The 24,921-nt window shown below is 46.2% G+C and carries 15 protein-coding genes and 1 tRNA gene; 9 read left to right on the forward strand and 7 right to left on the reverse strand.

The genetic code is table 11. The features are described from left to right. Positions 1-460 precede the first annotated feature (460 nt). Together hemE and LZG72_RS06500 are read left to right on the forward strand one after the other, a co-directional pair. Positions 461-1,486: a uroporphyrinogen decarboxylase gene (hemE, locus tag LZG72_RS06495; RefSeq protein ID WP_233869087.1), complete on the forward strand. Its 1,026-nt coding sequence runs from the start codon at positions 461-463 to the stop codon at positions 1,484-1,486. Position 1,487: 1 nt separating this feature from the next. Further along, complete coding sequence (locus tag LZG72_RS06500; protein WP_233869090.1) at positions 1,488-2,018, forward strand: HAD-IIIA family hydrolase; 531 nt, start codon at positions 1,488-1,490, stop codon at positions 2,016-2,018. Here LZG72_RS06500 and LZG72_RS29120 read toward each other — a convergent pair. Continuing rightward, positions 2,015-2,143, reverse strand: coding sequence for a hypothetical protein (locus LZG72_RS29120; protein ID WP_255700933.1), 129 nt, complete (start codon positions 2,141-2,143; stop codon positions 2,015-2,017). The two genes, LZG72_RS06500 and LZG72_RS29120, sit on opposite strands and share 4 nt — an antisense overlap. 111 nt (positions 2,144-2,254) lie before the next feature. Continuing rightward, positions 2,255-3,739, reverse strand: a complete 1,485-nt coding sequence (locus LZG72_RS06505; protein ID WP_233869093.1) for an arginine decarboxylase — start codon at positions 3,737-3,739, stop codon at positions 2,255-2,257. Between the two features lie 546 nt (positions 3,740-4,285). Here LZG72_RS06505 and LZG72_RS06510 point away from each other — a divergent pair. From LZG72_RS06510 to LZG72_RS06530, 5 genes are all read left to right on the forward strand, one after another. Then, positions 4,286-4,912, forward strand: a complete 627-nt coding sequence (locus LZG72_RS06510; RefSeq protein ID WP_233869097.1) for a TetR/AcrR family transcriptional regulator — start codon at positions 4,286-4,288, stop codon at positions 4,910-4,912. Then, on the forward strand, positions 4,902-6,266 hold the full coding sequence (locus LZG72_RS06515; protein WP_233869100.1) for a TolC family protein: 1,365 nt from the start codon (positions 4,902-4,904) through the stop codon (positions 6,264-6,266). Before LZG72_RS06510 ends, LZG72_RS06515 begins: the two co-directional genes overlap by 11 nt. Positions 6,267-6,309: 43 nt before the next feature. Next, positions 6,310-7,443 (forward strand): efflux RND transporter periplasmic adaptor subunit, encoded by a 1,134-nt coding sequence (locus tag LZG72_RS06520; protein ID WP_233869103.1) that lies wholly within the window; start codon positions 6,310-6,312, stop codon positions 7,441-7,443. A 61-nt stretch (positions 7,444-7,504) separates the two neighbouring features. After that, on the forward strand, positions 7,505-10,936 hold the full coding sequence (locus LZG72_RS06525) for an efflux RND transporter permease subunit (RefSeq protein ID WP_233869137.1): 3,432 nt from the start codon (positions 7,505-7,507) through the stop codon (positions 10,934-10,936). Positions 10,937-11,032: 96 nt separating this feature from the next. Then, a tRNA-Pro gene (locus LZG72_RS06530) sits at positions 11,033-11,106 on the forward strand. Between the two features lie 207 nt (positions 11,107-11,313). On the opposite strand, the gene LZG72_RS06535 is transcribed toward LZG72_RS06530, so the two are convergent. Further along, a complete protein-coding gene (locus LZG72_RS06535; RefSeq protein WP_233869140.1) occupies positions 11,314-12,636 on the reverse strand; it encodes a voltage-gated chloride channel family protein in 1,323 nt (440 codons plus the stop codon). Positions 12,637-12,877: 241 nt separating this feature from the next. Between LZG72_RS06535 and LZG72_RS06540 the strand changes: the two genes are divergently transcribed. Together LZG72_RS06540 and LZG72_RS06545 are read left to right on the forward strand one after the other, a co-directional pair. After that, positions 12,878-15,229, forward strand: a complete 2,352-nt coding sequence (locus LZG72_RS06540) for an ABC transporter permease (protein WP_233869143.1) — start codon at positions 12,878-12,880, stop codon at positions 15,227-15,229. A gap of 63 nt (positions 15,230-15,292) precedes the next feature. After that, positions 15,293-17,728, forward strand: a complete 2,436-nt coding sequence (locus LZG72_RS06545) for an ABC transporter permease (protein WP_233869146.1) — start codon at positions 15,293-15,295, stop codon at positions 17,726-17,728. A gap of 21 nt (positions 17,729-17,749) precedes the next feature. Here LZG72_RS06545 and LZG72_RS06550 read toward each other — a convergent pair whose 3' ends face one another. Genes LZG72_RS06550 through LZG72_RS06565 form a run of 4 tightly spaced genes read right to left on the reverse strand, consistent with a single transcriptional unit; the run spans position 17,750 to position 24,878 of the window. Then, complete coding sequence (locus tag LZG72_RS06550) at positions 17,750-20,128, reverse strand: TIM-barrel domain-containing protein (RefSeq protein ID WP_233869149.1); 2,379 nt, start codon at positions 20,126-20,128, stop codon at positions 17,750-17,752. Between the two features lie 28 nt (positions 20,129-20,156). Beyond that, on the reverse strand, positions 20,157-22,064 hold the full coding sequence (locus tag LZG72_RS06555) for a glycoside hydrolase family 44 protein (RefSeq protein ID WP_233869152.1): 1,908 nt from the start codon (positions 22,062-22,064) through the stop codon (positions 20,157-20,159). Positions 22,065-22,067: 3 nt separating this feature from the next. Then, positions 22,068-23,234, reverse strand: a complete 1,167-nt coding sequence (locus tag LZG72_RS06560) for a glycan-binding surface protein (RefSeq protein ID WP_233869155.1) — start codon at positions 23,232-23,234, stop codon at positions 22,068-22,070. 18 nt (positions 23,235-23,252) lie between these two features. Beyond that, the gene (locus tag LZG72_RS06565; RefSeq protein ID WP_233869158.1) at positions 23,253-24,878 is read right to left on the reverse strand and encodes a RagB/SusD family nutrient uptake outer membrane protein; all 1,626 of its coding nucleotides are present in this window, start codon (positions 24,876-24,878) and stop codon (positions 23,253-23,255) included. Between the last annotated feature and the right edge of the window lie 43 nt (positions 24,879-24,921).

A 24,921-nucleotide genomic window follows, 5' to 3' on the forward strand; every position in this document is an offset into this window, starting at 1 on the left:
CTTAAAGATTTACAAAGTCTTTAAAGCAAGGTTTTTTATTTCACACACAATCAAAAATACATGACCTCCACATCTTTGGAATTGGTACAGGCATTTATACGATCCCTGACGTTTCCTCCATTTTAGGTCTACCTTCGAATAAAGTACGTCGATGGCTTCATGAGTACTGGAATGCATAATTTGGCAAACCTGATCAAACTACTTTTTCAGAAGGATCAATATTTACAAAACACGGCGGCAACGCGAGTTATTTGAAGCGCACAATGTTGGTGTCTTTTTTCTCTCTCCTCCTTCCAAGAATGGCTATCAGTACTGGGAAATGGTGGAACAAATCATAAAAAGATGGCGTGAAATCAAAAAGCTCTGCCGGGAAAAGCGACCTTTTGCATTTGGCTGCACATCTCGAAGTAATGTGTTCGAAAGATGTTAATCCGTCCTTTGCTATTGTTACCTTTGCCGCATGAAATTGAAAAATGACCTTTTACTCCGTGCGGCACGGGGGGAGAAAACGGAGCGTACGCCCGTTTGGATGATGCGGCAGGCAGGCAGGATATTGGCAGAATACCGTGCAGTCCGTGAAAAAGCAGGCAGCTTCATTACCCTCGCAACCACGCCGGAAATGGCAGCCGAAGTAACGCTTCAACCCGTTGATATTCTTGGAGTTGATGCAGCAATTATCTTCTCCGACATTCTGGTGATCCCGGAAGCAATGGGACTTCCCTACGAAATGATCGAACAACGCGGCCCGGTTTTTCCGGCAACTGTGCATTCCATTCAGGATCTCGAAAAGCTGCATGTCGCCGAACCGGAAACGGATTTAAAATATGTCCTGGATGCCATTAAGCTGACCAAGATCGGTTTGGAAGACCGCGTTCCATTGATCGGTTTTGCCGGCGCGCCTTTTACCATTTTCTGTTACATGACGGAAGGTAAAGGCTCCAAAACTTTTTCAGTTGCTAAAAAGCATTTGTATGCAGATCCTCAATTCTCGCATTTATTACTTCAAAAAATAACAGATAGTACCATCGCATATCTGAAAGCGCAGATTACTGCCGGTGCCGATCTGGTGCAGATATTCGATTCGTGGGCGGGGATACTTTCACCCGAGCAATACCGGGAATTTTCACTTCCTTATATCAAACAGATCTGCGACGCGATCCATGAAGTACCGCTTACGGTTTTTGCAAAAGGTGCATTTTTCGCAAGAAAAGAAATCGGAGAACTGGATTGCTCCGTTGTCGGGCTGGACTGGAATATGGATATCCGGGAATCCCGCGATTTGATCCCGAACAAAACATTGCAGGGAAACCTGGACCCTTGCGTATTATACGCTTCTTATGATCAGATCAAAAAAGAGGTGAAAAATATGCTGGACCAGTTTGGTACGCAACGCTACATTGCCAATCTCGGCCACGGCGTTTATCCCGACACCGATCCGGATAAAGTGCGCTGCTTTATTGAATCTGTAAAAGAATTTTCAGCCTGATATGTCCGAAACAAAAACCAAATGTGTGTTCCTGGATCGCGACGGCGTACTCAACGAAGATTGTACAAATTATATGTACGACCTGAAAGATCTGGTAATCCCCGAAGGAGTTCCGGAAGCACTGAAAACGCTGAAAGATGCAGGCTTTCTACTGGTAGTAGTGACGAATCAGGCAGGTATTGCCAAAGGATTGTACACAGCCGATCATGTATACACGATCCATCAGGCTATGCAGGCAGCGTCCGGAAATGCGTTGGATGATCTTTATTTTTCTCCGTATCATCCAGACAATTCAGGTGTTTCACTTTCCAGAAAACCGGGTTCTTTGATGCTGGAAAAGGCGATTGCGAAATATGACATTGATCCTTCGCAATCCTGGATGGTTGGCGACAGGGACAGAGATATGGAAGCGGGGAAAAATGTGGGCGTCAGAACCATTCACATTGTCCCGGAGAATGAGGAGTCTTTTGGTGATTACGCTGTGGTGAATTTATTAGAAGCAGCAAAAATCATCCTTCAAAATCAGAATTAAGCTTTTACAACCGGTGCTGGTGCCGTTGTTTTTTGAACTGAGCCATAAGCCGGGCAAGCATGCTTGGTGCACGAAGAAACGGCGAGCGTTCCGAAAATAGCAACAAGAAGTAGGATCTTTTTCATTTTTCTGTTCGTATAAGATTTTGTCACCGCAAAAATATAAAAATAAATTCTTTGAATGAGCATTCACGTTGGACTAATAACGAACTCATTCAAAGAACTTTATACCTGATATCAGATTTTTGTTTCAGCCAATTCCGCCTCGGCTTCAACCGCCTCGATCTCAGTTTCCTTTTTGATTTCCGGCGCAGTATAGGTTTCATCTTTAAAACCCAGGATTTTCAGCATTGAATCACTGTTCTGCTCTTCTGCAAAAACACGGGAAATAAGATTACCTTCCTCGTCCCGATCCACCAGCACATGCTTGGGCGCCGGAATCAGACAATGCTGAATGCCGCCGTATCCGCCCAGAGATTCCTGATAAGCTCCGGTGTGAAAAAATCCGATGTATTGCTTCTCGGTTTCCTCTTCAAAAATGGGCATATACAGATCCGCACTATGCATTTCACTGTTGTAAAAATCCTGCGAATCACAGGTTAACCCTCCCAGATTTACTTTCTGATACGGACTGTCCCAGTTGTTGATCGGCAGCATGATGTATTTCTGGTTCATGCCCCAGGAATCGGGAAGCTGCGTGATGAATGAGCCATTGATCATATACCATAACTCCTTGTCATTCTGCAACTTTTTGTCAATGATTTCGTAAATCACCGCGCCACTTTCACCAACGGTATAGCTGCCGAATTCGGTAAAGATATGCGGCACCGGAACGTTGTTTTTATTACAGATCCACTGAATGTTTTCAATAATCTCATCGATCATCTGCTGATAATCGTAGTTGGATTGCAGGGATGTCTGGATCGGTAAACCGCCACCGATATCGATCGAATCGAGCTCCGGACAGATTTTCTGCATTTCACAGTATTTGAACATAAAACGGGTTAATTCACTCCAGTAATATGCACTGTCTTTAATGCCCGTGTTAATAAAGAAATGCAGCATTTTCAGCTTAAACCGCGGGTTAGGCTGGATTTTCTCTTTATAAAGCTGCTGAACGTCGTTGTAACGAATGCCCAGACGTGATGTATAAAATGCAAAATTCGGTTCCTCGTCCGTTGCGATCCGCATTCCGAAATTGACTACATCTGCGGTAACCTGCTGCTCGTAAGATTCAATTTCTTTGAGGTTGTCAAGGATCGGAATCACATTGAAACCTTCATTGATCAATTCGCTCAGATATTGGGTGTAACGTGGCAGCTTGTAGCCATTTGCAAGAATGTAGGTGCTTTTCTGGACTTTGCCGCGGCGGTACAGTTCCCTGATAATGGGGATGTCAAAGGCCGAAGAAGTCTCAATGTGAATATTGTGCTTTAAAGCCTCTTCCAGAACAAAACTGAAATGGGAAGACTTGGTACAATAGCAATAGGTGTAAGACCCTTTGTAATTATGCCGTTTAAATGCATTCCGAAAAAACATATTTGCATTGTAAATATGCTCTCCGATTTTTGGTAGATAGTTGATCTTTAATGGAGTACCATGTTCTTTGATGATGTCCATCAGCGGTACATTATTAAACAGCAATTCGTTATTATCAACGTTGAACTCCATAGTGGGAAACTCGAACGTTTGCTCAATAAGGTCAATGTAGCTGCTTTTCATTGATTTGTCAGTCGCGATAGCTATTAGTGAATGGTGGGTTAAACAAAAGGAACAAAAAGACTCGAAATTTGGCTAGAATCTATGTCAATTCCAAACACCGATTATTACCAAATCATTCCCCTTCCAAACTGATTTATCGGCTTAAATACCAAGTTCATACCCCAAATAAACCGTTTGATAATTTTTTCGTTGATCTTGGATTTCATGTCTTCCTACATTTAAACTTCATTACTTATCAAAATGTGATGTTGCGGTTACATATATAACGTTTTCAGGAGTAACTTTCAAAATACTTATTCTTGATAATTTACCATTTGCAGTTTTTAGCTAAACTTTTCAAAATTCTTATGAACACCTCATCAACTTTCGAAAAACAAATTCCGCTTCTTTTAAGTAGTTTATAAAATATTGATAATGAGACGTTTAATTTACATGCCGCGACTTAGCATTCATTCAGAAAACACATTATTAAAATTTCCTTAGAAAACTTTAAAACTTTACAGAGTTTTCATAGTTTTTATCATTCGAATATTTCAAATTTGCTGCGTGAAAGATCGAATTATAAAATCAGCATGTAATCTGTTTTGGCGCTACGGGATCAAGAGCGTTACGATGGACGATATTGCCAAGGATTTGGGTATATCAAAAAGAACTATTTATCAACATTACTCCGATAAAGAAGCAATACTCGCGCTGGTCATCCAGCAAGAGATCACGTCTCAGAAATGCGAGATGGAAAAATTGGACGAGCAGGCGTCCAACCCGATTGAGCAAATGATGTACGCGTCCAGGCAAATGCGCGATTCACTTTCGGATATGAACCCAACCCTGCTGTATGATCTCAAAAAATACTATCCCGCTGCCTGGGATTTATTTCAAACCTATAAACATGAATATATCATCAAAAGCATCCGCGATAACCTTGTTCAGGGGATCGAGCAGGGATTTTACCGTCCGGACATCGACATTGAAATCCTGTGCATTTTACGCGTCGAACAAGTCGTAATGGCCTTTGACCCCACTCTCTTCCCTCCCAAGAAATTCGATATGATGCGGACACAAATGCAGTTTCTGCTCCACTTTTTGAGGGGGATATTGTCGGAAAAAGGATTTGAATACTACAACACCATAAAAGATAAATCAGCAATCGAATTCAACACCCATGAAAAATGAACAAAGGATACGCCGCGCACTGATGCTGCTGGCGATAGTAATCAGCTTCTTCCCCGCCCGGGCGCAGGAAGGATATTCCCTGCCTCAGGCTGTGGAATACGCGATCAAGCACAATTTGAATATTAAAAATGCACAGCTTGATGCCGTGTCAGCGGAGGCGCGCATTGGTGAAATTCGTGCGGCAGGTTTACCACAAGTGTCTGCGGCCGTTGCATTGACAAATAACATCATTATCCCAAGGTTTTTCCTTCCGGGAGGCAGTTTGGATCCGAATACCCCCAAGGATGCACCACCAGCCGCTCTTGAATTCGGTATTCCGTGGCAGGGTTCGGCTTCGGCTAATTTGAACCAGCTCATTTTCAACGGTTCTTATTTTATCGGTTTGAAAGCCGCTGCAACCTATCGGGAACTGGCCCAAAAATCAACTACTTCGTCGAAAGTGCAGGTAGCAGAGGCAGTTACGAAAGCTTACTATTCCGCGCAAGTGGCGGAAGAACGTGCCAAGTTGCTCGACCTAAACATTTCCCGGGTGGACTCGCTCATGCGCGAAACCAAAGCAATGAATGAAAGTGGTTTTGTAGAGCTTTTGGATGTGAATCGCCTTGAAGTGCAGATCAATAACCTGCAAACGGAAAGACAAAAGGTGCAAAACCTTATCGAACTCAGCTATGCCCTGCTGAGATATCAGATGGGAATGCCTGCAAATGAGCCGATCAAACTGACGGATGATATTAATGCAGTGGATGTGGAGTCGCTCAGGGCAATATCCACCGGCAATGATCTGAGCTATGAAAACCGCATTGAATACTCGTTGCTGAATACCCAGGAAAAGCTCGCGGGACTCGACCTGCGCAATATCAGGAGCGGTTACCTGCCCAGCGTGTCGGCCTCGCTTGGATATGGATATAATGCGGGTGCGGATAAATTCTCGCAGTTGTTTACCAATAACTGGTTTCCCAACATGGTTTTAGCCATCAATCTCAACATTCCGATCTTCGACGGTTTTTCCAAAAAATACCAGATCAACCAGAAAAAGATCGCCATTGACAAGGTTAAGAACAACCAGACATTGCTGAAACAGTCGATTGATCTCGAAAATAACCAGGCGAGCATCAACATCAAGAATGCATTTGCAACACTGGAGACGCAGAAACGCAACCTGACACTTGCCGAAGAAATCGTGCGCGTTTCGAAGATCAAATACAAAGAAGGCGTTGGCTCCAACATTGAGGTGATCAATGCGGAATCTTCACTGAAAGAGGCGCAAACCAATTACTTCACAGCACTTTACGATCTGATGATTGCCAAGGTAGATCTAAGCAGAGCCAAAGGTGAGCTTTACACCGAAAAATAATATTAACACGAAACAAAATTTGAAACAGCTACTTACTAATACCATGAAAAACAATATTTTGCTCATAGCGGTCCTGGCTACCTTGCTCGCAGCATGCGGCGGAGCGGAAAAAGAAGGTCTCGCAGGAAAAAAAGAGGAATTGGCCAAGCTAAAAACAGAGCAGGCTGAAAATGAAAAGAAAATCAAGGCACTGGAAATTGAAATTGCCAAGCTGGATCCTAAAAAAGCAGCTACCACGAAAATCAAACCGGTTTCCATTGATACCCTGAATGCGGAAACCTTCCGTCACTATGTGGAGCTGCAAGGTACCGTAGATGCGAAGAACAATGTGATGATCACGCCGAAATCAGGCGGTGTCGTGGTGGCTATGAATGTAAAAGAAGGCGATTATGTGAAAGCAGGAAGCGTCATTGGTAAAATAGACAATAGTCTTATCAATGAATCGATTGAAGAACTGAAAACGCAGATGAGTCTTGCCAACACGCTTTATGAGAAACAAAAAAACCTCTGGGACCAGAAGATCGGAACGGAGATCCAGTTTATTCAGGCTAAAAACAACAAGGAAGCGCTGGAAAGACGTCTTAGCACATTAAATACGCAGCTTTCACAAACCAACATCGTATCGCCAATGGCAGGAGTAGTGGATATGGTGAATGTGAAAGTAGGTGAAATGGCTTCTCCGGGAATGGGCGTTGTCCGCGTTGTGAACCTGAGCAATCTGAAGGTAGTGGCGAAAGTTTCGGATACGTATGCGGCCAGCGTTCGCAAAGGCGACGAAGTGATCGTGAAATTTCCGGATCTTAAAAAGGAATTTAAAGCGAGGGTTACGTTCGTCAGTACAGCTGTCGATCCATTGTCCAGGACTTTTACCATTGAGGCAAATCTTCCTTCGGACAAAGACATTAAGCCAAACATGATGGCAAATGTTCAGATCAACGACGCTACCAGCAAAAACGCATTGGCGATCGATCAGAACTATGTTCAAAGCACTGAAAAAGGAACGGTGGTTTACGTGGCGGTTGCCGAAGGAAACAAGAAAATCGCCAAAGCCAGGGAGGTGAGAACCGGTTTGTCTTATAATGGCAAAATTGAAATTCTTTCAGGACTTTCAGCAGGCGATCAGTTGATTACACTAGGCTATCAGGAGGTATCTGACGGACAAGTGATAAGTTACTAGTCTAACATCACCGCACCGGCGACCCGCGACCCGGCAAACCGGTCATTCAAAATTTAGAAATATGAAATTTGAAGAATATAAAACCCTTGGCTTCACCAACTGGTGCGTAGAGAACCGTACAACGATTTACATCTTTACGTTCATCATTACGTTGGCTGGGTTCATGGTTTACAGCAACCTGCCCAAGGAGCAATTTCCGGACATTAAGATCCCGCAGATCTATATCAATACGATCTATTTCGGGACAGCTCCGGCCGATATCGAAAATACGATTAACAAGCCCATTGAAAAACAGCTTAAATCACTGAGCGGCGTTAAAAAGATCAAGTCCAATGCATTACAGGATGTATCGGTAATCCTCGTTGAATTTACCCCGGACGTGGCTGTGGAGGTAGCCCTCCAGCGAGTCAGGGACGCGATCGATAAGGCAAAGACGGACTTACCGCAAAACCTCGATTCCGGGCCAACCGCGCAGGACGTGAACTTCTCGGAATTCCCGATTATGAACGTCAACATCGCTGGTAACTATTCTCTGAAACAGCTGAAACAATTCGCAGAAGACTTACAGGACGGGATTGAGGCACTGCCTGAAATTACACGTGTGGACATCTTAGGTGCATTAAACCGTGAAATCCAGATCAATGTGAACCTGGACCGCATGAAGGCATCCGGCCTTACATTTTACGATGTTCAGACTGCCATACAAGGTGAGAACATCAACGTTTCGGGTGGTGAATTAAATGTAGTAGGTGTTCGCAGAACGTTGCGTGTAAAAGGCGAGTATACCAACGTAGCCGATATGGCGAACATCCGGATCCGGACTTCAACGGGCGCTACTGTTCGCCTGGGTGATGTGGCTGAGGTGAAAGATGATTTCGAGGAGCAGCAGGATTTTGCTCGTCTGGCGAATAAGTCGGTAATCACTTTGAATGTCATCAAACGTTCCGGAGAAAACCTGGTGGATGCGGCCGACAAAATCGAAAACACGATTGCCGAATATAAAGAAAACCGTTTTCCGCAAGGTCTGGACATCAACATCACAGCGGATCAGTCGATCCAGACGAGAGCCGATCTTCATGACCTGATCAATACCGTTGTACTCGGATTTATTTTCGTGGTAATGGTACTGATGTTCTTCATGGGAGTTCGCGACGCCATTTTTGTGGGTCTTTCGGTACCACTATCCGCATTAGTTGCATTTGTAATGATGCCGATCATCGGGCCGATGGTTGGTACTGAATTTACCTTGAATACCATTGTACTTTTTGCATTCCTGCTCGGGATCGGTCTGGTTGTGGATGATGCCATCGTGGTAATTGAAAACACGCACAGGCTTTTCAACAATCACAAAGACTGGACCATTCAGCAGGCGGTAAAAGCAGCAGCCGGCGAGGTGTTTATTCCGGTACTTTCGGGAACGCTTACTACGATTGCGCCATTTTTTCCATTGCTTTTCTGGACGGGTATAGTCGGGGAATTCATGAAATTTATGCCGCTGACGCTCATTATCACCCTCGGAGCCTCTCTTTTTGTCGCCTATGTGATGAACCCGGTATTCGCGGTTTCATTTATGGGAAGGCATGATGATGAAAAAGAGGCGCACGATACGAGCTTTAAAGCGATCCGCAGACCGGTGATCATCCTGGGAGTGGCTGCATTGCTGGGTTATCTGATCGATCGCGGTATTGGAAACTTCGTGGTTTTCATTCTGATCCTCTGGATTTTCAACCATTACATTCTGACACCAAGAGTCCTGGTCCCATTCCAGGATAGACTTTTGCCGTCCCTGAAAAACGGATATCGGAAATTGATTGACTGGCTGCTGAGAGGTTGGAGACCGGTCGTAGCGATCGTTACCATGCTCGTAATGTTGGTACTTACGTTTGTGCTTACCGGCATCGTTCAGCCGAAGGTACTTTTCTTCCCGAGCGGCGATCCGGATTATGTGTATGTATATGCCAAAATGCCTATCGGCACGGATGCCAGGGTTACAGATTCCGTGACTAAAATCATTGAAAAACGTGTTTTTGAAGTCCTGGAAAGAGAAAAAGCAATGGATATGGTCAACTCGGTGATTGCGAATGTTGGCAAAAACGCCGGTGATCCTTACAACCCCGACCGGGCCGCCACGCCGCATAAATCGAAGGTGACAGTTGCATTTGTCTACGGAACGGAGCGAGGAGGAAGATCTTCGGAAGCCATTCTTCGCAAAATACGTGAAGCTGTTTCAGGCATTCCGGGTGCTGAAATTTCTGTAGAAAGAGAAGCAGTGGGCCCGCCGACCGGGAAACCGATTTCGATTGAAATTTCCGGTGACGATTTTGAAATTCTCCAAAAACTTGAAAAGAGCGTTCTGGCGAGGGTTGAAGGTTCCGGCATTGAGGGGATCGATCAGCTTCGTTCCGATCTTGTCACCAACAAGCCGGAAATCGTCATCGATATAGATCGTGAAAAAGCGCAGCGCGAAGGAATCAGTTCGCAACAGGTTGCTCTGGCGGTGAGAACAGCATTATTTGGTCTGGAAGTGTCCAAGTTCAGGGATGATAAAGATGAATATCCGATTATGGTCAGACTACAAAAAGACGACCGCGAACAGATAGAAAAGCTCCTGAGCCTGAATGTGGTTTACCGCGATATGGTCATGGGTGGTGCATTGCGCCAGGTACCCATTACTTCCGTGGCAAATATCCGTTATTCGACCACATTCAGCCAGATCAACCGGCAGGATCAAAGCAGGATCGTTACATTGGGTTCCGACGTTTTGCCGGGCTACAATGCCAATGAAATAGTGGCTCAGATCCAGACACTCATTGAAGACATGGAAGTACCTAACGGTTATACCATTAAAATGGGTGGAGAGCAGGAAGAACAAAATGAATCGATGGCATTCCTTGGAACTGCCTTTGGCGCCGCCATTCTATTGATTTACCTGATCCTGGCGACTCAGTTCAACTCGGTCGTGAAGCCATTTATCATCTTCTTTACCATTATCCTTTCTTTGATCGGTGTATTGCTGGGTTTCATTATTTTCAACAAAGACTTTTCAATCATCATGTCCGGGGTCGGTATCATTGCATTGGCCGGTATTGTGGTGAAAAATGGTATCCTGCTCATTGAGTTTATCGAAGAGCTGCGCGGGCGGGGTTACCCGATGCGCGAGGCGATTATTGAAGGTGGAGCGATTCGTCTGACGCCGGTATTGTTGACTGCCTCTGCGGCGGTACTTGGACTCGTACCCCTGGCACTTGGTATCACCGTTGACTTTGTCGGTCTTTTCCGTAACCTCGAACCCCACCTGATCATTGGTGGCCCAAGCTCGATTTTCTGGAATATCCTGGCCTGGACAATCATCTTCGGACTTACATTCTCCACCGTTCTTACGCTGATTATTGTACCATGTATGTACTATGTCAACGAGCGTGTGAGAGACAAATGGTTCAGAAAAGGCAAAGTTGAGCCTGTGAATCCAAACTGGCAGAACGAGACGATCTGATCATCGAATTTCAAAGTATCGGAGAAAAACCTCCGATACTTTGAAAAAAATTGACTCCACTGGAAAAGATTATTACATTTGCAACCCCAAAGAAGGCGGGATGTAGCGCAGCCCGGTAGCGCACTAGCATGGGGTGCTAGGGGTCGCAAGTTCGAATCTTGTCATCCCGACAAAGGCCTGGTCGAAAGACCGGGCTTTTTTGTTCTAATACAGTCGCGAAGCAGCAGATGGTGCCAGGAGTCGCAAACCTGCGCGGCCCGGTTCGAATTTTGTCATCCCGACATTGATTATCAGGCTTTTAAGTGTAACAACTTGAAAGCCTGTTTTTGTTTAGTCGAACATAAGTCGAACATTTTTGTCAGATTGCTTCGGCTGATTTAGTGCTTTCCATCCGATTTTTGTCTTGGGTTAGATCTTACATCGGTCAGTTTTTTACCTTCAAGCTGGCTGTATATGAGGTGTTTAGGCTGACCTATCAGCTGGGAACCATAGATACCCCGGTGTCCCGAGAAGAAATAGGCCATGATGCACGCAATCGCGACATATACCCCGCATTCCGAGCCAAATAATTCGATAGCCATTAGTATACATGCCAGCGGCGTATTGGCGGCACCCGCAAAGACAGCGACGAAACCCATTGCCGCCAGAAGCCCCATTGGCAACGGGATAAAATACGACAAGGCATTGCCCAGTGTAGCACCAATAAAAAAAAGTGGTGTCACTTCACCCCCTTTAAAGGCTGCTCCAAGGGTAACCGCTGTGAAAATGATCTTGAGTAAAAAATCATATGGCGGCAGCTGCGTGGTAAACGATTCCAAAATGACCGGAATGCCGAGCCCAATATACCTCGTAGTCCCAAGGCACAAAACTGCCAGCGCCACAATAGCGCCGCCTATCATCGGCCGCAAAGGTGGAAATGAGACTTTATTTTTGAAAAGACTGGTTACGAAATGGGTCAGGGTTCCGAAAAGGACAGAACCGGCACCGAAGATGCAGCCGGCAAACACAGCGTATAAAACGTTTAGCACAGAGACATCCGGGATGAGCGGGATATGGTAGTGTGTGTGCCCCACCTGCCAGGCTTTCGTCACCAGGTCAGCAAATATGGCCGAAGCGAAAGCCGGGATCAATGCATCATACCTGATGCGTCCGATCAGAAATACTTCAAGGCCAAATACACCGCCCGCAAGGGGTGTCCCGAATACCGATCCAAAACCAGCTGCAATCCCCGCAATCAGGATCAGTCTTCGGTCCCTGGGACGCAGCCGAAAGATCCTCGTAAACTGGTCTGCAATAGATCCCCCCATTTGGAGTGCAGTACCTTCTCTGCCTGCTGATCCGCCAAACAAATGCGTGGCCATCGTCCCAATTAAAACAAAAGGAGCCATTTTCAAAGAAATAATTTTGGCCGGACGATTGATATTTTCCAGCAAAAGGTTGTTGCCGGCTTCAACTTCTTTTCCAAAATAATGGTACATGCACCCAATCACAAATCCGGCAAAGGGAAGTAGGGAGATAATCCAAATGTGGCTTTCTCTATACCGGGTCGCCCAGTCCAGTGAAACCAAAAACAAAGCGGACGCAGAGCCTGCCAGGATTCCGATCAGCGCTGAGAGAAACAGCCATTTAACCGTAAAAAAAATAATTGGTTTGCGCCAGAAAAAATAAGCGAGCGACTTGGGGAGGCGAAAAGCTGACATTATATATGTATACCTATTAGATGAACAAAGTTAATTGATCCAAGAGGTAAGTTCATTCTTATACATCCAGACCTAGCGACACACAACGTTCGGTTTGTAAGTTCGAATGTCCATTACCGGACACTGAAATAATACCAACTCATTGAAAAAGAATAATATACTGGCTGGTACATTTTTGAAAGCATGAAAAAACAGTTACTCAACTTTTCTATTCTGATAACCTTTCTTTAACATCCAGACCATGCTTCAAAATTATTTTAAAGTTGCTGTGAGGAGTTTGCTAAAAAATAAACTCTTCTCGTTCATTAACATTTTTGGACTGGCGCTGGGGATGTCTTGCAGCCTTTTGATCTGGTTATGGGTGCAGGATGAGATTTCTTATAACCGTTTTTATCCGGATTTAAGCCGGATCTATTTCATCCGGTCGGGTTATGACTGGAAAGGCCAAACCGGGGCTGGCGACGCAACACCCGGCCCGTGGCAGGAAGCCATTCAAAAGCAGGTCCCCGAGGTGGCGGCAATCACCAAACTTACCTGGAATCGCGACCTGTTGATCAAAGCCGGTGAAAAGTCCACCAAGGAAAGCGGGATTTATGCAACCAGCGATTTTTTCAAAGTATTCAACACACCTTTTATAACCGGCAGCGCTGCGAATGCGATTGCTCAACCGACCTCCATTGCAATCTCCCGCAAGCTGGCCGAGAAATATTTCGGTTCCGGAAAAGCGGTCGGTCAAACGGTGAAAGTGGATAACAAGACAAATTTCGTGGTGAGCGCAGTCTTTGAAGACATTCCTATGAATTCCTCCGAACGTTTTGACTGGATCATCAACTTCAAAGTCCAGGAGCAGGATTGGATGAAATGGTGGGGTAATTCAACCTTCAAAACATATGCCCTGCTTACTCCCGGTGCCAATGCTGCCCACCCTGAAAAAGTAATGCGGCAAGTAATCAAGAAAAGCGCACCACCCGAACTGCTCAGCTTCCCATTGCTGCAAAGTTTGCAGGACGTTTACCTTTATTCTGATTACGAAGGCCTTAAAGCGACTGGTGGCCGCATCGAGTATGTGCGTGTATTTTCAATCGTAGCCATTTTTATATTACTCATTGCCTGCGTTAATTTCATGAACCTGGCTACGGCACGCTCAGTCAAAAGGGCAAAAGAAGTTGGCGTGCGGAAAGTGGTTGGGGCCGAACGGAAATATCTGGCCATGCAATTCTTAGGAGAATCGCTGATTGTGAGCATCCTGGCCTGCCTCCTGGCTTTGGTGTTTGTGATTGCAGTACTACCCTATTTCAACGAGGTGGTTCAAAAACAGATAACACTTACCTTTTCTGATCCCTCCCTGTGGCTTTCGCTTACCGCCTTGCTGTTGCTTACAGGTTTGGTGGCGGGAAGTTACCCTGCATTGTACATGTCTGCTTTACAACCGATCCGTATTCTCAAAGGCCGGCTCACTTTTAACAACAAAGGCGCATATCTGCGAAAAGGCCTGGTTGTGTTCCAGTTTGTGCTTTCTATTTTTCTGATTACTGGTATGCTGGTGATAGGACGTCAGATGAACTATATTCAGACGAAAAGATTAGGTCTTGACAAAGAAAATGTGCTTTATATCCCTATTGAAGGCATTCTTACTGAAAAGCTTGAAGTTGCGAGACAAGAAATCATCAATTCTCCCTTCGTGGTTGCAGCGACGTCGACCGGCGATATTCCTACCAATATTACTGGGAACTCCGGCGACCTGGACTGGACGGGGCGCGACAAAGATCTGGACAACACCGTTCATGCGACCTACGTCGGTTACGATTTCGCCAAAACAATGAATATTGAAATGGTGGACGGACGTGATTTTTCGAAAGATTTTGCAGCAGATACAGCAAATTATATCATCAATGAGGCTGCTGCTAAAATGATGAAAATGAAAGATCCGGTTGGAAAACAGGTGAAATTCTGGATGGGCAAAGGAACCATTGTCGGTGTGATGAAAGACTTCCACCTTTCCACGTTCCACCAGGCAATCAAACCTGTGGTTTTGGTTAATTACAAAGGACTCAATACCGAGCATTTGATGATCAGGGCCCAGCCGGGGAAAACCAAGGAAGCACTTGCTCACATCGAAAAGGTTACAAAGAGTCTAAATCCGGAGTACCCATTTTCTTACCACTTCCTCGACGAGAACTATGAAAAGATGTATCGCTCCGAAATGGTTGTCAATACGTTGATCAAATGGTTTGGTATGCTGGCGATCGTCATTTCTTGCCTGGGGCTCCTGGGACTTGCCGCCTTTACCGCGGAGCAGCGCACAAAAGAAATAGGGATAAGAAAAGTTATGGGCGCAAATGTGGCCAATGTGGTCGCGTTGCTTTCCAAAGATTTTGTAAAGCTTGTCTTGCTCGCCATTCTGCTTTCCACTCCCCTGACCTGGTATGCGACCAGCCATTGGCTAAAAAGTTTTGTATACCGGATTGATCTGTCGTGGGAGATCTTCGCGATCGCGGGCGGCATTGCCATAGCCATTGCATTATTCACGGTAAGCTTCCAAAGCATCAAAGCGGCCATTGTAAATCCGGTCAAATCCTTGAAAGCTGAATAGTGAGATTACCAAAGAATTTCATTTGTAAATGAAATTGTAAATCGAAGTCTTAAACGCTGGATCATGATCGGAAGCTACTTCAAAACATCCGGGCGCAGCTTAATGCGCAACAAACTGTTCTCATTCCTCAATATTAGTGGCCTTGCCATTAGTATGTCGGTCGGGTTACTATTGATCGCATTCGTGCTCGACCTGCGTTCGTACGACAAGTTCCATAAGAACGGTGAGCGGATTTATCGCATTACCAACGTCGTCACTTTCAAGGGTGAACAAGGCAGCGGCAAATTTTCATCGACATCCATTAAAACAGGAAAGCTTATCCGGGAGAAGGTAACCGGCGTGGAAGAAGTGGCTATTATGCGCAATGACTTTTTGCAGGATGCGAAGGTCGGCGATAATGTCCTTCCCATCAAAGGCTTTTGGGCCGAGCCGTCGATTTTCAGAATGTTCACATTCCCGATGCTGGAAGGCAATCCCGAAACGGCGTTGAAAGATCCCTACTCGATCGTTCTCACGGAGACGGCCGCCAAAAAGCTGTTCGGCAACCGATCTGCACTCGGCAAAGCGGTCAAATTCGATTCGCTCGATTACCAGGTGACCGGTATCATGAAGGATGTCCCCTTTTTCTCACACATCAACTTTGAAGCGTTGGTGTCTCTGTCGACGGCCACACAGCTCAACAAGAACGACAAGAGTTTTGAAGATTGGACAAATATGTATTCAAACTCGGTGTACGTAATGTTACCGGAAAATGCCGATATGACTTCAATCCAGTCACAGCTCGACGCCATTGCAAAGCAGGAAAATCTGGCAGAAGAAAAAACGAAGATCCAACTTGAACTTCTTCCTTTACATAACATTGTAGTGGGAGAAAATCTCCGTTCCGGCTCCATGGCCGGCTCCGTGAACCCACATATGCCTCCGGTTGTGCTTTGGATACTGGGTGCTCTCGCAATCGTTGTGATATTGTCGGCGTGTTTTAATTATACCAATCTTTCGATCGCACGTGCCTTGCGCCGCTTTAAGGAAGTAGGTCTTCGCAAAGCCATTGGTGCCGGAAAGAGCCAGGTACGACAACAGTTTCTCGCAGAGGCGATCATGATTTCCCTTGCCGCGCTTTTCCTTTCATTTTTCATATTCATGATATTGCGGCCGCAGCTAATAAACATGGCCCCGGAGATGCAGCGTACAGTGAAACTCAATCTCACGCCGTCCACGGTCGTGGCTTTTATCCTCTTTTCGGTCGCCGTAGGTGTTATTGCAGGCTTCGTGCCCGCCATATTCTTTTCGAAGGTCAGCGCCATCAATGCACTGAAGAACGTGTCCGTTCCGGCATACCGGTCGGTGAAAGCATTCAAACACGGGACACTCAGACGGGCTTTGGTTGTCATACAGTATACGGTCACGCTGATCTTTATCACAACAACTGTGGTTGGCTATGTGCAGTATAAAAGCATACTTGCATTCGACCTGGGATTCAATACCGAAAATATCCTGAACATTGATATGCAGGATAATAAACCCGATGCATTGATCAAGGAACTGATTGAGATGCCGGAGGTAGCCGCATTATCCCGCTCGCTCATTATCACCAGCGTCGGGAACGCCTGGGGCGGCCATATGAAATACAAAGATTCCCGCGATTCTGCCTTGGTGCTGACCAACCATGTCGACGAAAACTATTTGTCCTTACATGGATATAAACTCCTCGCCGGCGGAAATTTCATTGCACGACCCGCCACCGCCGAGGCTGCCAGCGAGATAATCGTCAACGAGCAGGTCTTAAAACGGTTTAACTTAGGTAACCCCGAACAAGCAATCGGAAAGGAAGTCACATTTAGCAGTTTCAGAATAAAAGGACGCAAGATGACCATTGTCGGCGTAATGAAAGATTTTCATTATGGCAAAGTCGACAACCTCATTGAGCCGGTAGCATTCATGTTCTGGACACCTCAGGACCGGGCAGTCATTAATGCAAAAATACAAAGCACAGACATGCTGGCGACCCGCGCCAAAATCGAATCCATATGGAAAAAGATCGATCGTGTCCATCCTTTCCAGGCCAAGTTCTATGACCAGGAAATAGAAGAAGCTTACAGCGAATTTTCCACTATGATCAAGATCATTGGCTTCCTCGCCTTTCTGGCTATCTCCATTGCATCGATGGGATTATTCGGAATGGTGGTATTCACCACTGAAACGAGATTAAAAGAGATCGGCATCCGAAAGGTAATGGGCGCCACCTCGGGCAGCCTCATTTACCTGCTAAGCCGGGGATTTCTTATACTGCTGTCGATTTCGGCACTCATTGCGCTGCCCGTAACGTATCTTTTCTTCGAGAGTTTTGTACTTACGAAATTCCCCTATCATACGCCGGTTCAAATTGCCGAGCTGTTCGCTGGCTTGCTGGCTGTGGCTTCGATCGCATTCATTATGATCGGTTCGCAAACGCTGAAAGCAGCAAGAAGTAATCCGGTGGAAGTACTTAAGAACGATTAGGAGTTCATGTATTGAGATATTTTAACGAAAAACCCATTTGATCTTTCCGTTAAAAGGATCCTCGCTGACCACATATTTGCTGCCTGACTTGGCAAGGATTACGGTTTCTACCTGATCCTCGCCAGGCACGAATAGCTGCAATGTGGCTTTCTGAGTTGCATTCCCAAAGCAATGCAGTTCGATATTAGTCCAATCAATTTCTCCTGTTGACTGCGCCACTTTTACCTGCGGCAGAACAGCTCCCTGGCGCACCATCATCACTACTTCCAGCTCACCCGCCTCCACATTATGCCAGCCACTTTCGTAGACTTTCCGGGTTTGGTAATCAACCCACTTTCCTTTTGGCAAATACACTTGCCGGGATTTACTGTTCTCAAAAAGCGGTGCAACCAAAAGGTCCGGGCCCAGCATATACTGATTATCCACCAGCCACGCACCAGGATCGTCGGGAAACTCCAATAGCAATGCACGTACCATTGGTAAACCTTTTTCCGACGCCAGTTTCGACTGCGTGTAAATGTATGGCATCAGCTTGTACTTCATTTCCACCACTTTTCTGAAATAGTCCTGAAATTGCTCGCCATACTCCCACGGTTCTTTGGGTGCCTGACCATGTGTTCGGCTGTGAGAACTGAGCATTCCCATCGGTAACCATCTGCGATACAGATCTTCCGGAGTTTTCATGGTAAACCCTCCCACGTCGTGACTCCAGAATGTAAAACCCGACATCCCAAGTGACAATCCTCCGCGTAGCTGCGCCTCCATTCCCTTGTTGGTCGTCTCCGCGTCCCCGCCCCAGTGAATGGGGTACCGCTGACTGCCCGCCCAGGTACTTCTTGCCCAGATGATATTTTCCCCATTCATTTTGCGCGTCAGATCTGAGACAATTTTATTATAGCGTAAAGGATAGAGGTTATGCTCGTAAAAACCGGTGCGCCCGGATGCATACACGCCGGACAACGGAGCGGCCTCGCCAAAGTCTACTTTAATTGCCGATACACCCAGTTTCAACAAACCCGAAATTTTATCTTCATACCATTTGATCGTATTCGGATTGGAGAAATCAAGTACTGCATCTTCGTACGGGATCGTCCCATTCGCGTTTTTTACGGCCAGACCTTTCTCTACTATTTCCGGGTAAAGCACATTTTGTGGAACAAAATACGGCAATTGCCAAAGTGACGTGTGAAATCCCTGTTTTTTCAGATCAGAGATCATTAATGCAGGATCTTTGAAACGACTTGGAGCAAAACGGTAATCGCATCGCCAGTCGGTTTCAAACCAGCCCGTATCGAAATGGATCACATCAGATGGTATCTTATTCCGACGAAGCTTCTCCGCCACATTTCTGCCATCCTGCTCGGAAAAATAAGTAATGCGGCTCATCCACAATCCAAATGACCACAATGGCGGCATCGGCGCCTTACCAGTCAGGTCGGTATATGCATCGAGAATCTCTTTTGGCTGACCAAGAAAAACAAACAAATCCAGGTTTTCATCACCAATCTGCATGGCATTTGATTCTCCGTAAGTAGCCCCAAAATCGCAGGTAATCGGTGATGTGGTATGCATAAACATTCCGTAGCCGCGCGAACTCAGGTAAAACGGGATCGGTTTGTACATCGACTGCGTTTCTACTCCATTTGGATCGTGTGCCCAGAGCACTACTTTCTGGCCGTTTTTATCAAGCCGCGTAAACGACTCACCGCAGCCGAATATCTTTTCGTCGGGAGACATGCTGAATACCGCGGCCATACTACGCGAATAATCAGAAGCCCGTCGAACAAACGAAAAAGGCAAAGTAGGCGTAAATGAAGACCTCCCATCGGCAGCGCCACGCGTTTGCGTAAGAATTTTTCCATTTGCATCCCGAATCACGATCTTCCAGGGATTTTCATAGATCGTAACCGATCCGTGTACATTCGTGTATTCGTGGCCCCCATTAATTTTCTTATACTTCCAGGATGCGTCTTTAACAGGCTCGGTTACCAACATGAGCGAAGGCTCCGAAATGCGTACTTGCGCACTTGTATTAGCTCGAATTCGAATGGTGCGCGGAGCTGTAAACTCAACCGAAAACGGCAAAACGGGATCCTGTGCATATTCGATTGCAGGAAACTCATTGCTGTACGACCGTTTGTAGCTCAGCATGGAATTGTCAAAATTATGAGCAGAAAATGGCTCATGCCTTTTCCATTTGACTTTTCCCGTACCAGTTTCAGGATCAAATGCGGCCAGACTATCCGCAAAGAAAATAGTATTGGAAAAATCGCGGAAGTCTTCGCTGATATCGACGGGCTCGTTAACCAGTTTGGAGTGCTGGGCTATCACATTAAAGTTTACAAAAGCCAGGCACCAGACCGTAGTAAGCCATTTACCCGAAAGTATGATTTGACGCATTAGAAATATCAAAAGTTAGGCACCCGAATCAACGGGCCATGATTTGTTTTACAAGAGGAGTACCGTTTGTGCCGGTTAACCGGATGAGGTATGTTCCCGAAGAAAGTTGTTGATGAAGTGTAATTTGCTGCTGAGTTTTTTGAAGGTTTTTGGTAAAAATCCCTTTTCCATTCTGATCAATAATCTCGATCTTTTGAAATTCACGGTTACCCCATTTAACTGTAATATGGTCCCAGGTAGGGTTGGGAAAAACCAGTAGTTCTGAGGAAAGATCAGGTTCGATACCAAGTATTTCTCCCCCATTTTTCAAAACAACCGAAGTTAGCGACATCGCAGGAAGTAACAGATTGAGCACCTTCCCATTTACGGTCACATCCGACTTTTTTAATGCATTCCGGGTATCCGAATAAAAAGTCTCGGCGGAAGGCAAACCCGATAATATATACGCCACCGTCTTTTCCTGGCTGGGTAAAAAGTTACTGAAACTGACATTCACCGTCTGACTTTGGTCCGGCGATCGGTTCACTAAAACCACTGTCAGTGAATCTTTTGCGGCATTCAGAGTTGGATAGGCAGAAACCAGGGTCTCATTGGCAGACGTGGCTTTTACTGAATGCGTTTGATTATACCGGGTCATCAGATGCAATACTTCCCACATGCCCGTCTTCCAGCTCCACGGGGTAAAGATCTCGACGCCGTTTTTCATAAACTCGCCCATGGTCGAGGCGTACCACACTGCTGCGACGGAGGGCGATATACTGTCGTCAATGCCGGTTTCGGTAAGCCCGAGTGTCACGCCGTGTTCAGCGCCCATATATTGGTTCAGCCAATCATTGCAGCGGCCGAAAACGTATTCTTTAGTGATGCTGTTGTCGTAGCCGCCATTGATGGTTTTGACGCCGTTTGCTTCGGGGAAATTGTAATTTCTGTCAAAAAATACCCGGTGTAACTGTACTACTTCCTCCGTTTTTTTTGTGGACGGATAAAAATGAATATCAAGTACATCCAGTAACCTAACTCCGCTTTTCTGCTGTTCCTCGGCCAGGGTTTTAATGAAATATTCCAGCCAAGGATATGTTTTCCCATTTTCCGTAATGGTCTTTCCGTCCCAGTTGTACCATTGCCACTCATTAGCCGTAACCGGACCTACCAATTTGATATCCGGGTATTTGGCCCGTGCTTTTTTGGCCAGCGTAATGTATCGCTGCATAAATTCCTGCGGAGAAATTTGCGTGGGCATCACGTCATCATGCGTCCCCGACCAGATTTCCGGCTCGTTATCCATATTCCAGTAACGGATACTTTCCCGCTTTAAACCGGCTCCATTTGCCTCAAACCAATGATCGAGAATAGCTACGGACGAATCGGCGCCCCATTCTTCCAGGTAGAGATTGATGTCTCCTTCTTTTTTGGCTTTCGTGCCGGTCGCATTCGGTACTCCGTTTCCGGCGAGGTTCTGGTTTACACCTTCCCACCACCTGGATTGGTTGTATTGCCAATCCGCGAAGTTGGCTGCATTCGTTTTCGCCGCATAGCCCAGTAATGGGAACGCCCACATTCCCTGCGCATTAGGAAAATGCCTTTGCAATGTTTGCGCCGCCTGGTCCCAGTTATTGGTATACACATTGTTATACCAATCGGGATGACTTCCTAACTTTCTGCGCCAGTTGTATTTGCTGGAATTATTCCCGCCACTTTCTCTGAAAAACCTAACACCCGCATCACGTAATCTTACCAGATCTTCTTCCGGCAACGTCCAGTTTGGATCGGTGGAAGAAAAGGAATTATTACGTCCGTACAAATAAGGAGAGATTTCCCTGATCTCCGCATTCGCATCGATCTCGATGGCCACCTGCGCAAATGCAAATGGCGATAAACCGAACAGAGAAGATAATACCACCGCCCCTCTCAGGGCGGCTAGTATATTTTTGATCATAGGTTATTTCTTCACGATCCTGAAGTTATCCACGCTGCCGTTGAAAGAGGCGATCACTACATCAGGTGTGTTAAAAGATACTTTTAGATCGGTCACTTTGGAAACGTCGGCAATCGTCGAGCCGGCTGCGTTCTTGAATTCCGTAAGTTCGATCACGGCTGTGCTCCATCCGCTTGTCTGGTAACCGGTGGCCGCGTAAACCGTGGAGTTCCAGGGCTGAAATGCGTAAGTATATTCACTTCCTGCGGCAGTAATGGTGATATCGTACTTGCCTGCTTTCCAGGGTTCTGCGATATTATGTTCAAATTTAAACTGCCTGTCTGCCGCCGCTCCCGCTGCAAGTTTGAAATCGAATGAGCAGGTAGAGAATACCCAGCCGTCGTTATAGCCGGTAGCAGGCAGCTTGGTGTCTTTGATCCTTGAATATTTGCCCGAAATAGCACCCGCATCGGTAGCTGCAACAATAGGCGCACCGCCCCAGCAAACTTCTGATCCCCAGCTGGTAGTAGGCACATCGAAATTGACCATATGCCCGTCAGAACCATTTACCTGATAAGAAGTTTTGGCAGTCCCGAATTCTCCTTCCACGGTAATATTTCCAACTGCGGCCGTGGCTGGCATTTTCGCGGTGATTTGTTTCACCGTACTGCTCACGACCTGCAAAGTGGTTGCTCCCAGCTTCACCGATTTGATATTATAGAAATAATCTCCGTTGATCAGAACAGTGCCATTTGGCTTTACAAATTCAGAATACAAACCGGAAATAACCGGCTTTGGCGCACTTAGTACAAAATCGTAGGTAGTTTCTCCACCTTTGGTCACCACTTTGATTTTGCTGGAAACAGCCGGATCAACGGCTTTCGTAGGGGCATTTGCCGGAATCGTAATCACGATATTCGAATTGCTACCTAGCGCGGAATTGAAATCGGCTTCAAAATCATTGAAATACACCTTCAAAACACTCGAAAGGTTTTGTCCCTGGATTACGACCAGACTGCCCGGCTCCGCAGCACTCAGCGAGCTATCGGCCTTCGTAGGATCCAGCAAACGCACATTACTGATCGTCGGCGCGCCTTCGACATCGTCGTTATTACAGCTCTGGAAAGAGAGCAGCATTCCCGCCGCGAGCATCAGTCCCAGAACTGGCTTGTATATATGTTTTAAATTCATTGTTAAATCGATTAGAGGTTAGTCAACTAATTTGCTGAAATCAAAAGCAACCGGCTCATTTTTCAAAGACGGCGCATTCACGATCTCGGCCTCAGGAAAAGGCAGGTAAAGCGTTGCGGCCGACAATGGATAATACTCTGCCGGTGAATAGGTTACCGTGTATTTTCTCGGATTAGTCGAACCTGGTACGTAGCTCATCGTATAGTTTTCCTTGTGCTGTGCAGCAGTAAATGCGATTGCTTTTGCCGGGTTGAAATAATACCAGCGTACCACCTCGTTCCAAGAGTTACCTTCAAAAACAGTTTCAATCCTTCTCTCTTTGAAAATATCTTCGAAAGTCAGCGACGTTTTGTTAGGCATACCTGCCCTTTTCCGCACTGCATTGAAATATTCGAGGGCTTTCGGATCGGATGTTGCTGCACTGTTACCAAGTACTGCGTCTGCGTAGATCAGGTAAACTTCCGCCAGCCGCAGCATGTAGGAATTGATGTTGGCAGACATAAATCCACCCAGGCCGCCATTGTCCGCAGGCGAGCCGATGATGTATTTTTTGATCGCTGACAATGCCTCCGGTCTTGTATATTTCAGCCCACCATTAGCTTTTCTTATGTTCGGGTACACATCCCCATCGAACATGCCAATTGCTTTTCTACGCAATGAGTCAGCAGGATTTTCAGTAAAATATTTTACCAAATCAGCCGATACACCTTGCGCGGCACCCCAGCCATCTCCCGTACCCGTGATGTTGGCATCGTAGGCAAAGTAAGCCTGAAAGGAGTTGTTTACACCCCAGGGATTGCTGACCGGCATCCATTGCAGCGAGAACAAGCTTTCAGAATTGTTTTTAGAACTATTATGATTTGCACTCTCAAACAACTCAGCGTAGGTAGGGGCCAATGAAAGTCCACTCTTCGTGATCACACTTTCCGCATAATATTTCGCACTGTCCAGGTCGGACTGGCTGCGTGTACCGTTTTGGTTCAACCCCGAGCGCATCAGGTACATACGTGCCAGCATTCCCTCCGCGGAATACTTGGTCACACGCCCCTGTTCGGCAGTGGCCGGCAGACTAGCCGCTGCGAAACGGTAATCCTGGATCACCAGTTTCCAGATGTCTTCAATTTTGTTCCGCATCGGCGGCTCATTGATTTGCGCCACATTATCATATACGATCGGCACGGCGCCCCAGTTTGTCACCAGGTAATAGTAGGCAGTAGCACGCATGAACTTGCATTCACCCAATCCCTGTGCTTTCACAGCCGCCGAAGCAGTGCTCCCCGTCGCTTCGTTGATCGCTTTATAGGCATTGTTGCTTTGCGCGATGATCTTGTAAAACGATTTGTATCCCGGTAAAAGAGTACCCACATCGGTCGAGGAAATCGCGTGCTTGATGTACGCAGTACGGTCGTTGGAGTTCAGGTTTCCGGCACGGGCTTCCTGGAAAGCCATATTGGCCTTGTCGTTGAAGTCAAACCAGACAATGTTATACAAAGGCGCCGTTCCGGCCAGGATCTCTCCATCGGTTTTGTAAAAATTACCCGAGGTAAGTGCGTCCAGCGGCGGACGGTCCAGGAAATCTTCGCCGCATCCCTGAAGGAGCGTTAATGCCCCGATCGCCGCAATGAGTTTCAATTTGAATTGCATATAGAATATTTTTAAAATCTTGATATTGAATCAGTTGTCCGGT

Origin of the sequence: Dyadobacter sp. CY323 (genome assembly GCF_021390245.1) — a bacterium.
In the GTDB taxonomy this organism is placed as follows: Bacteria; Bacteroidota; Bacteroidia; order Cytophagales; family Spirosomataceae; genus Dyadobacter.

Excerpts from the sequence above, each read along its gene's own strand:
- LZG72_RS06520 (WP_233869103.1), top strand. The coding sequence starts at position 6,310 with ATGAAAAACAATATTTTGCTCATAGCGGTCCTGGCTACCTTGCTCGCA.
- LZG72_RS06500 (WP_233869090.1), top strand. The coding sequence starts at position 1,488 with ATGTCCGAAACAAAAACCAAATGTGTGTTCCTGGATCGCGACGGCGTA.
- LZG72_RS06550 (WP_233869149.1), bottom strand. The coding sequence starts at position 20,128 with ATGCGTCAAATCATACTTTCGGGTAAATGGCTTACTACGGTCTGGTGC.
- LZG72_RS06565 (WP_233869158.1), bottom strand. The coding sequence starts at position 24,878 with ATGCAATTCAAATTGAAACTCATTGCGGCGATCGGGGCATTAACGCTC.
- LZG72_RS06525 (WP_233869137.1), top strand. The coding sequence starts at position 7,505 with ATGAAATTTGAAGAATATAAAACCCTTGGCTTCACCAACTGGTGCGTA.
- hemE (WP_233869087.1), top strand. The coding sequence starts at position 461 with ATGAAATTGAAAAATGACCTTTTACTCCGTGCGGCACGGGGGGAGAAA.
- LZG72_RS06535 (WP_233869140.1), bottom strand. The coding sequence starts at position 12,636 with ATGTCAGCTTTTCGCCTCCCCAAGTCGCTCGCTTATTTTTTCTGGCGC.
- LZG72_RS29120 (WP_255700933.1), bottom strand. The coding sequence starts at position 2,143 with ATGAAAAAGATCCTACTTCTTGTTGCTATTTTCGGAACGCTCGCCGTT.
- LZG72_RS06555 (WP_233869152.1), bottom strand. The coding sequence starts at position 22,064 with ATGATCAAAAATATACTAGCCGCCCTGAGAGGGGCGGTGGTATTATCT.
- LZG72_RS06505 (WP_233869093.1), bottom strand. The coding sequence starts at position 3,739 with ATGAAAAGCAGCTACATTGACCTTATTGAGCAAACGTTCGAGTTTCCC.
- LZG72_RS06560 (WP_233869155.1), bottom strand. The coding sequence starts at position 23,234 with ATGAATTTAAAACATATATACAAGCCAGTTCTGGGACTGATGCTCGCG.
- LZG72_RS06515 (WP_233869100.1), top strand. The coding sequence starts at position 4,902 with ATGAAAAATGAACAAAGGATACGCCGCGCACTGATGCTGCTGGCGATA.
- LZG72_RS06540 (WP_233869143.1), top strand. The coding sequence starts at position 12,878 with ATGCTTCAAAATTATTTTAAAGTTGCTGTGAGGAGTTTGCTAAAAAAT.
- LZG72_RS06545 (WP_233869146.1), top strand. The coding sequence starts at position 15,293 with ATGATCGGAAGCTACTTCAAAACATCCGGGCGCAGCTTAATGCGCAAC.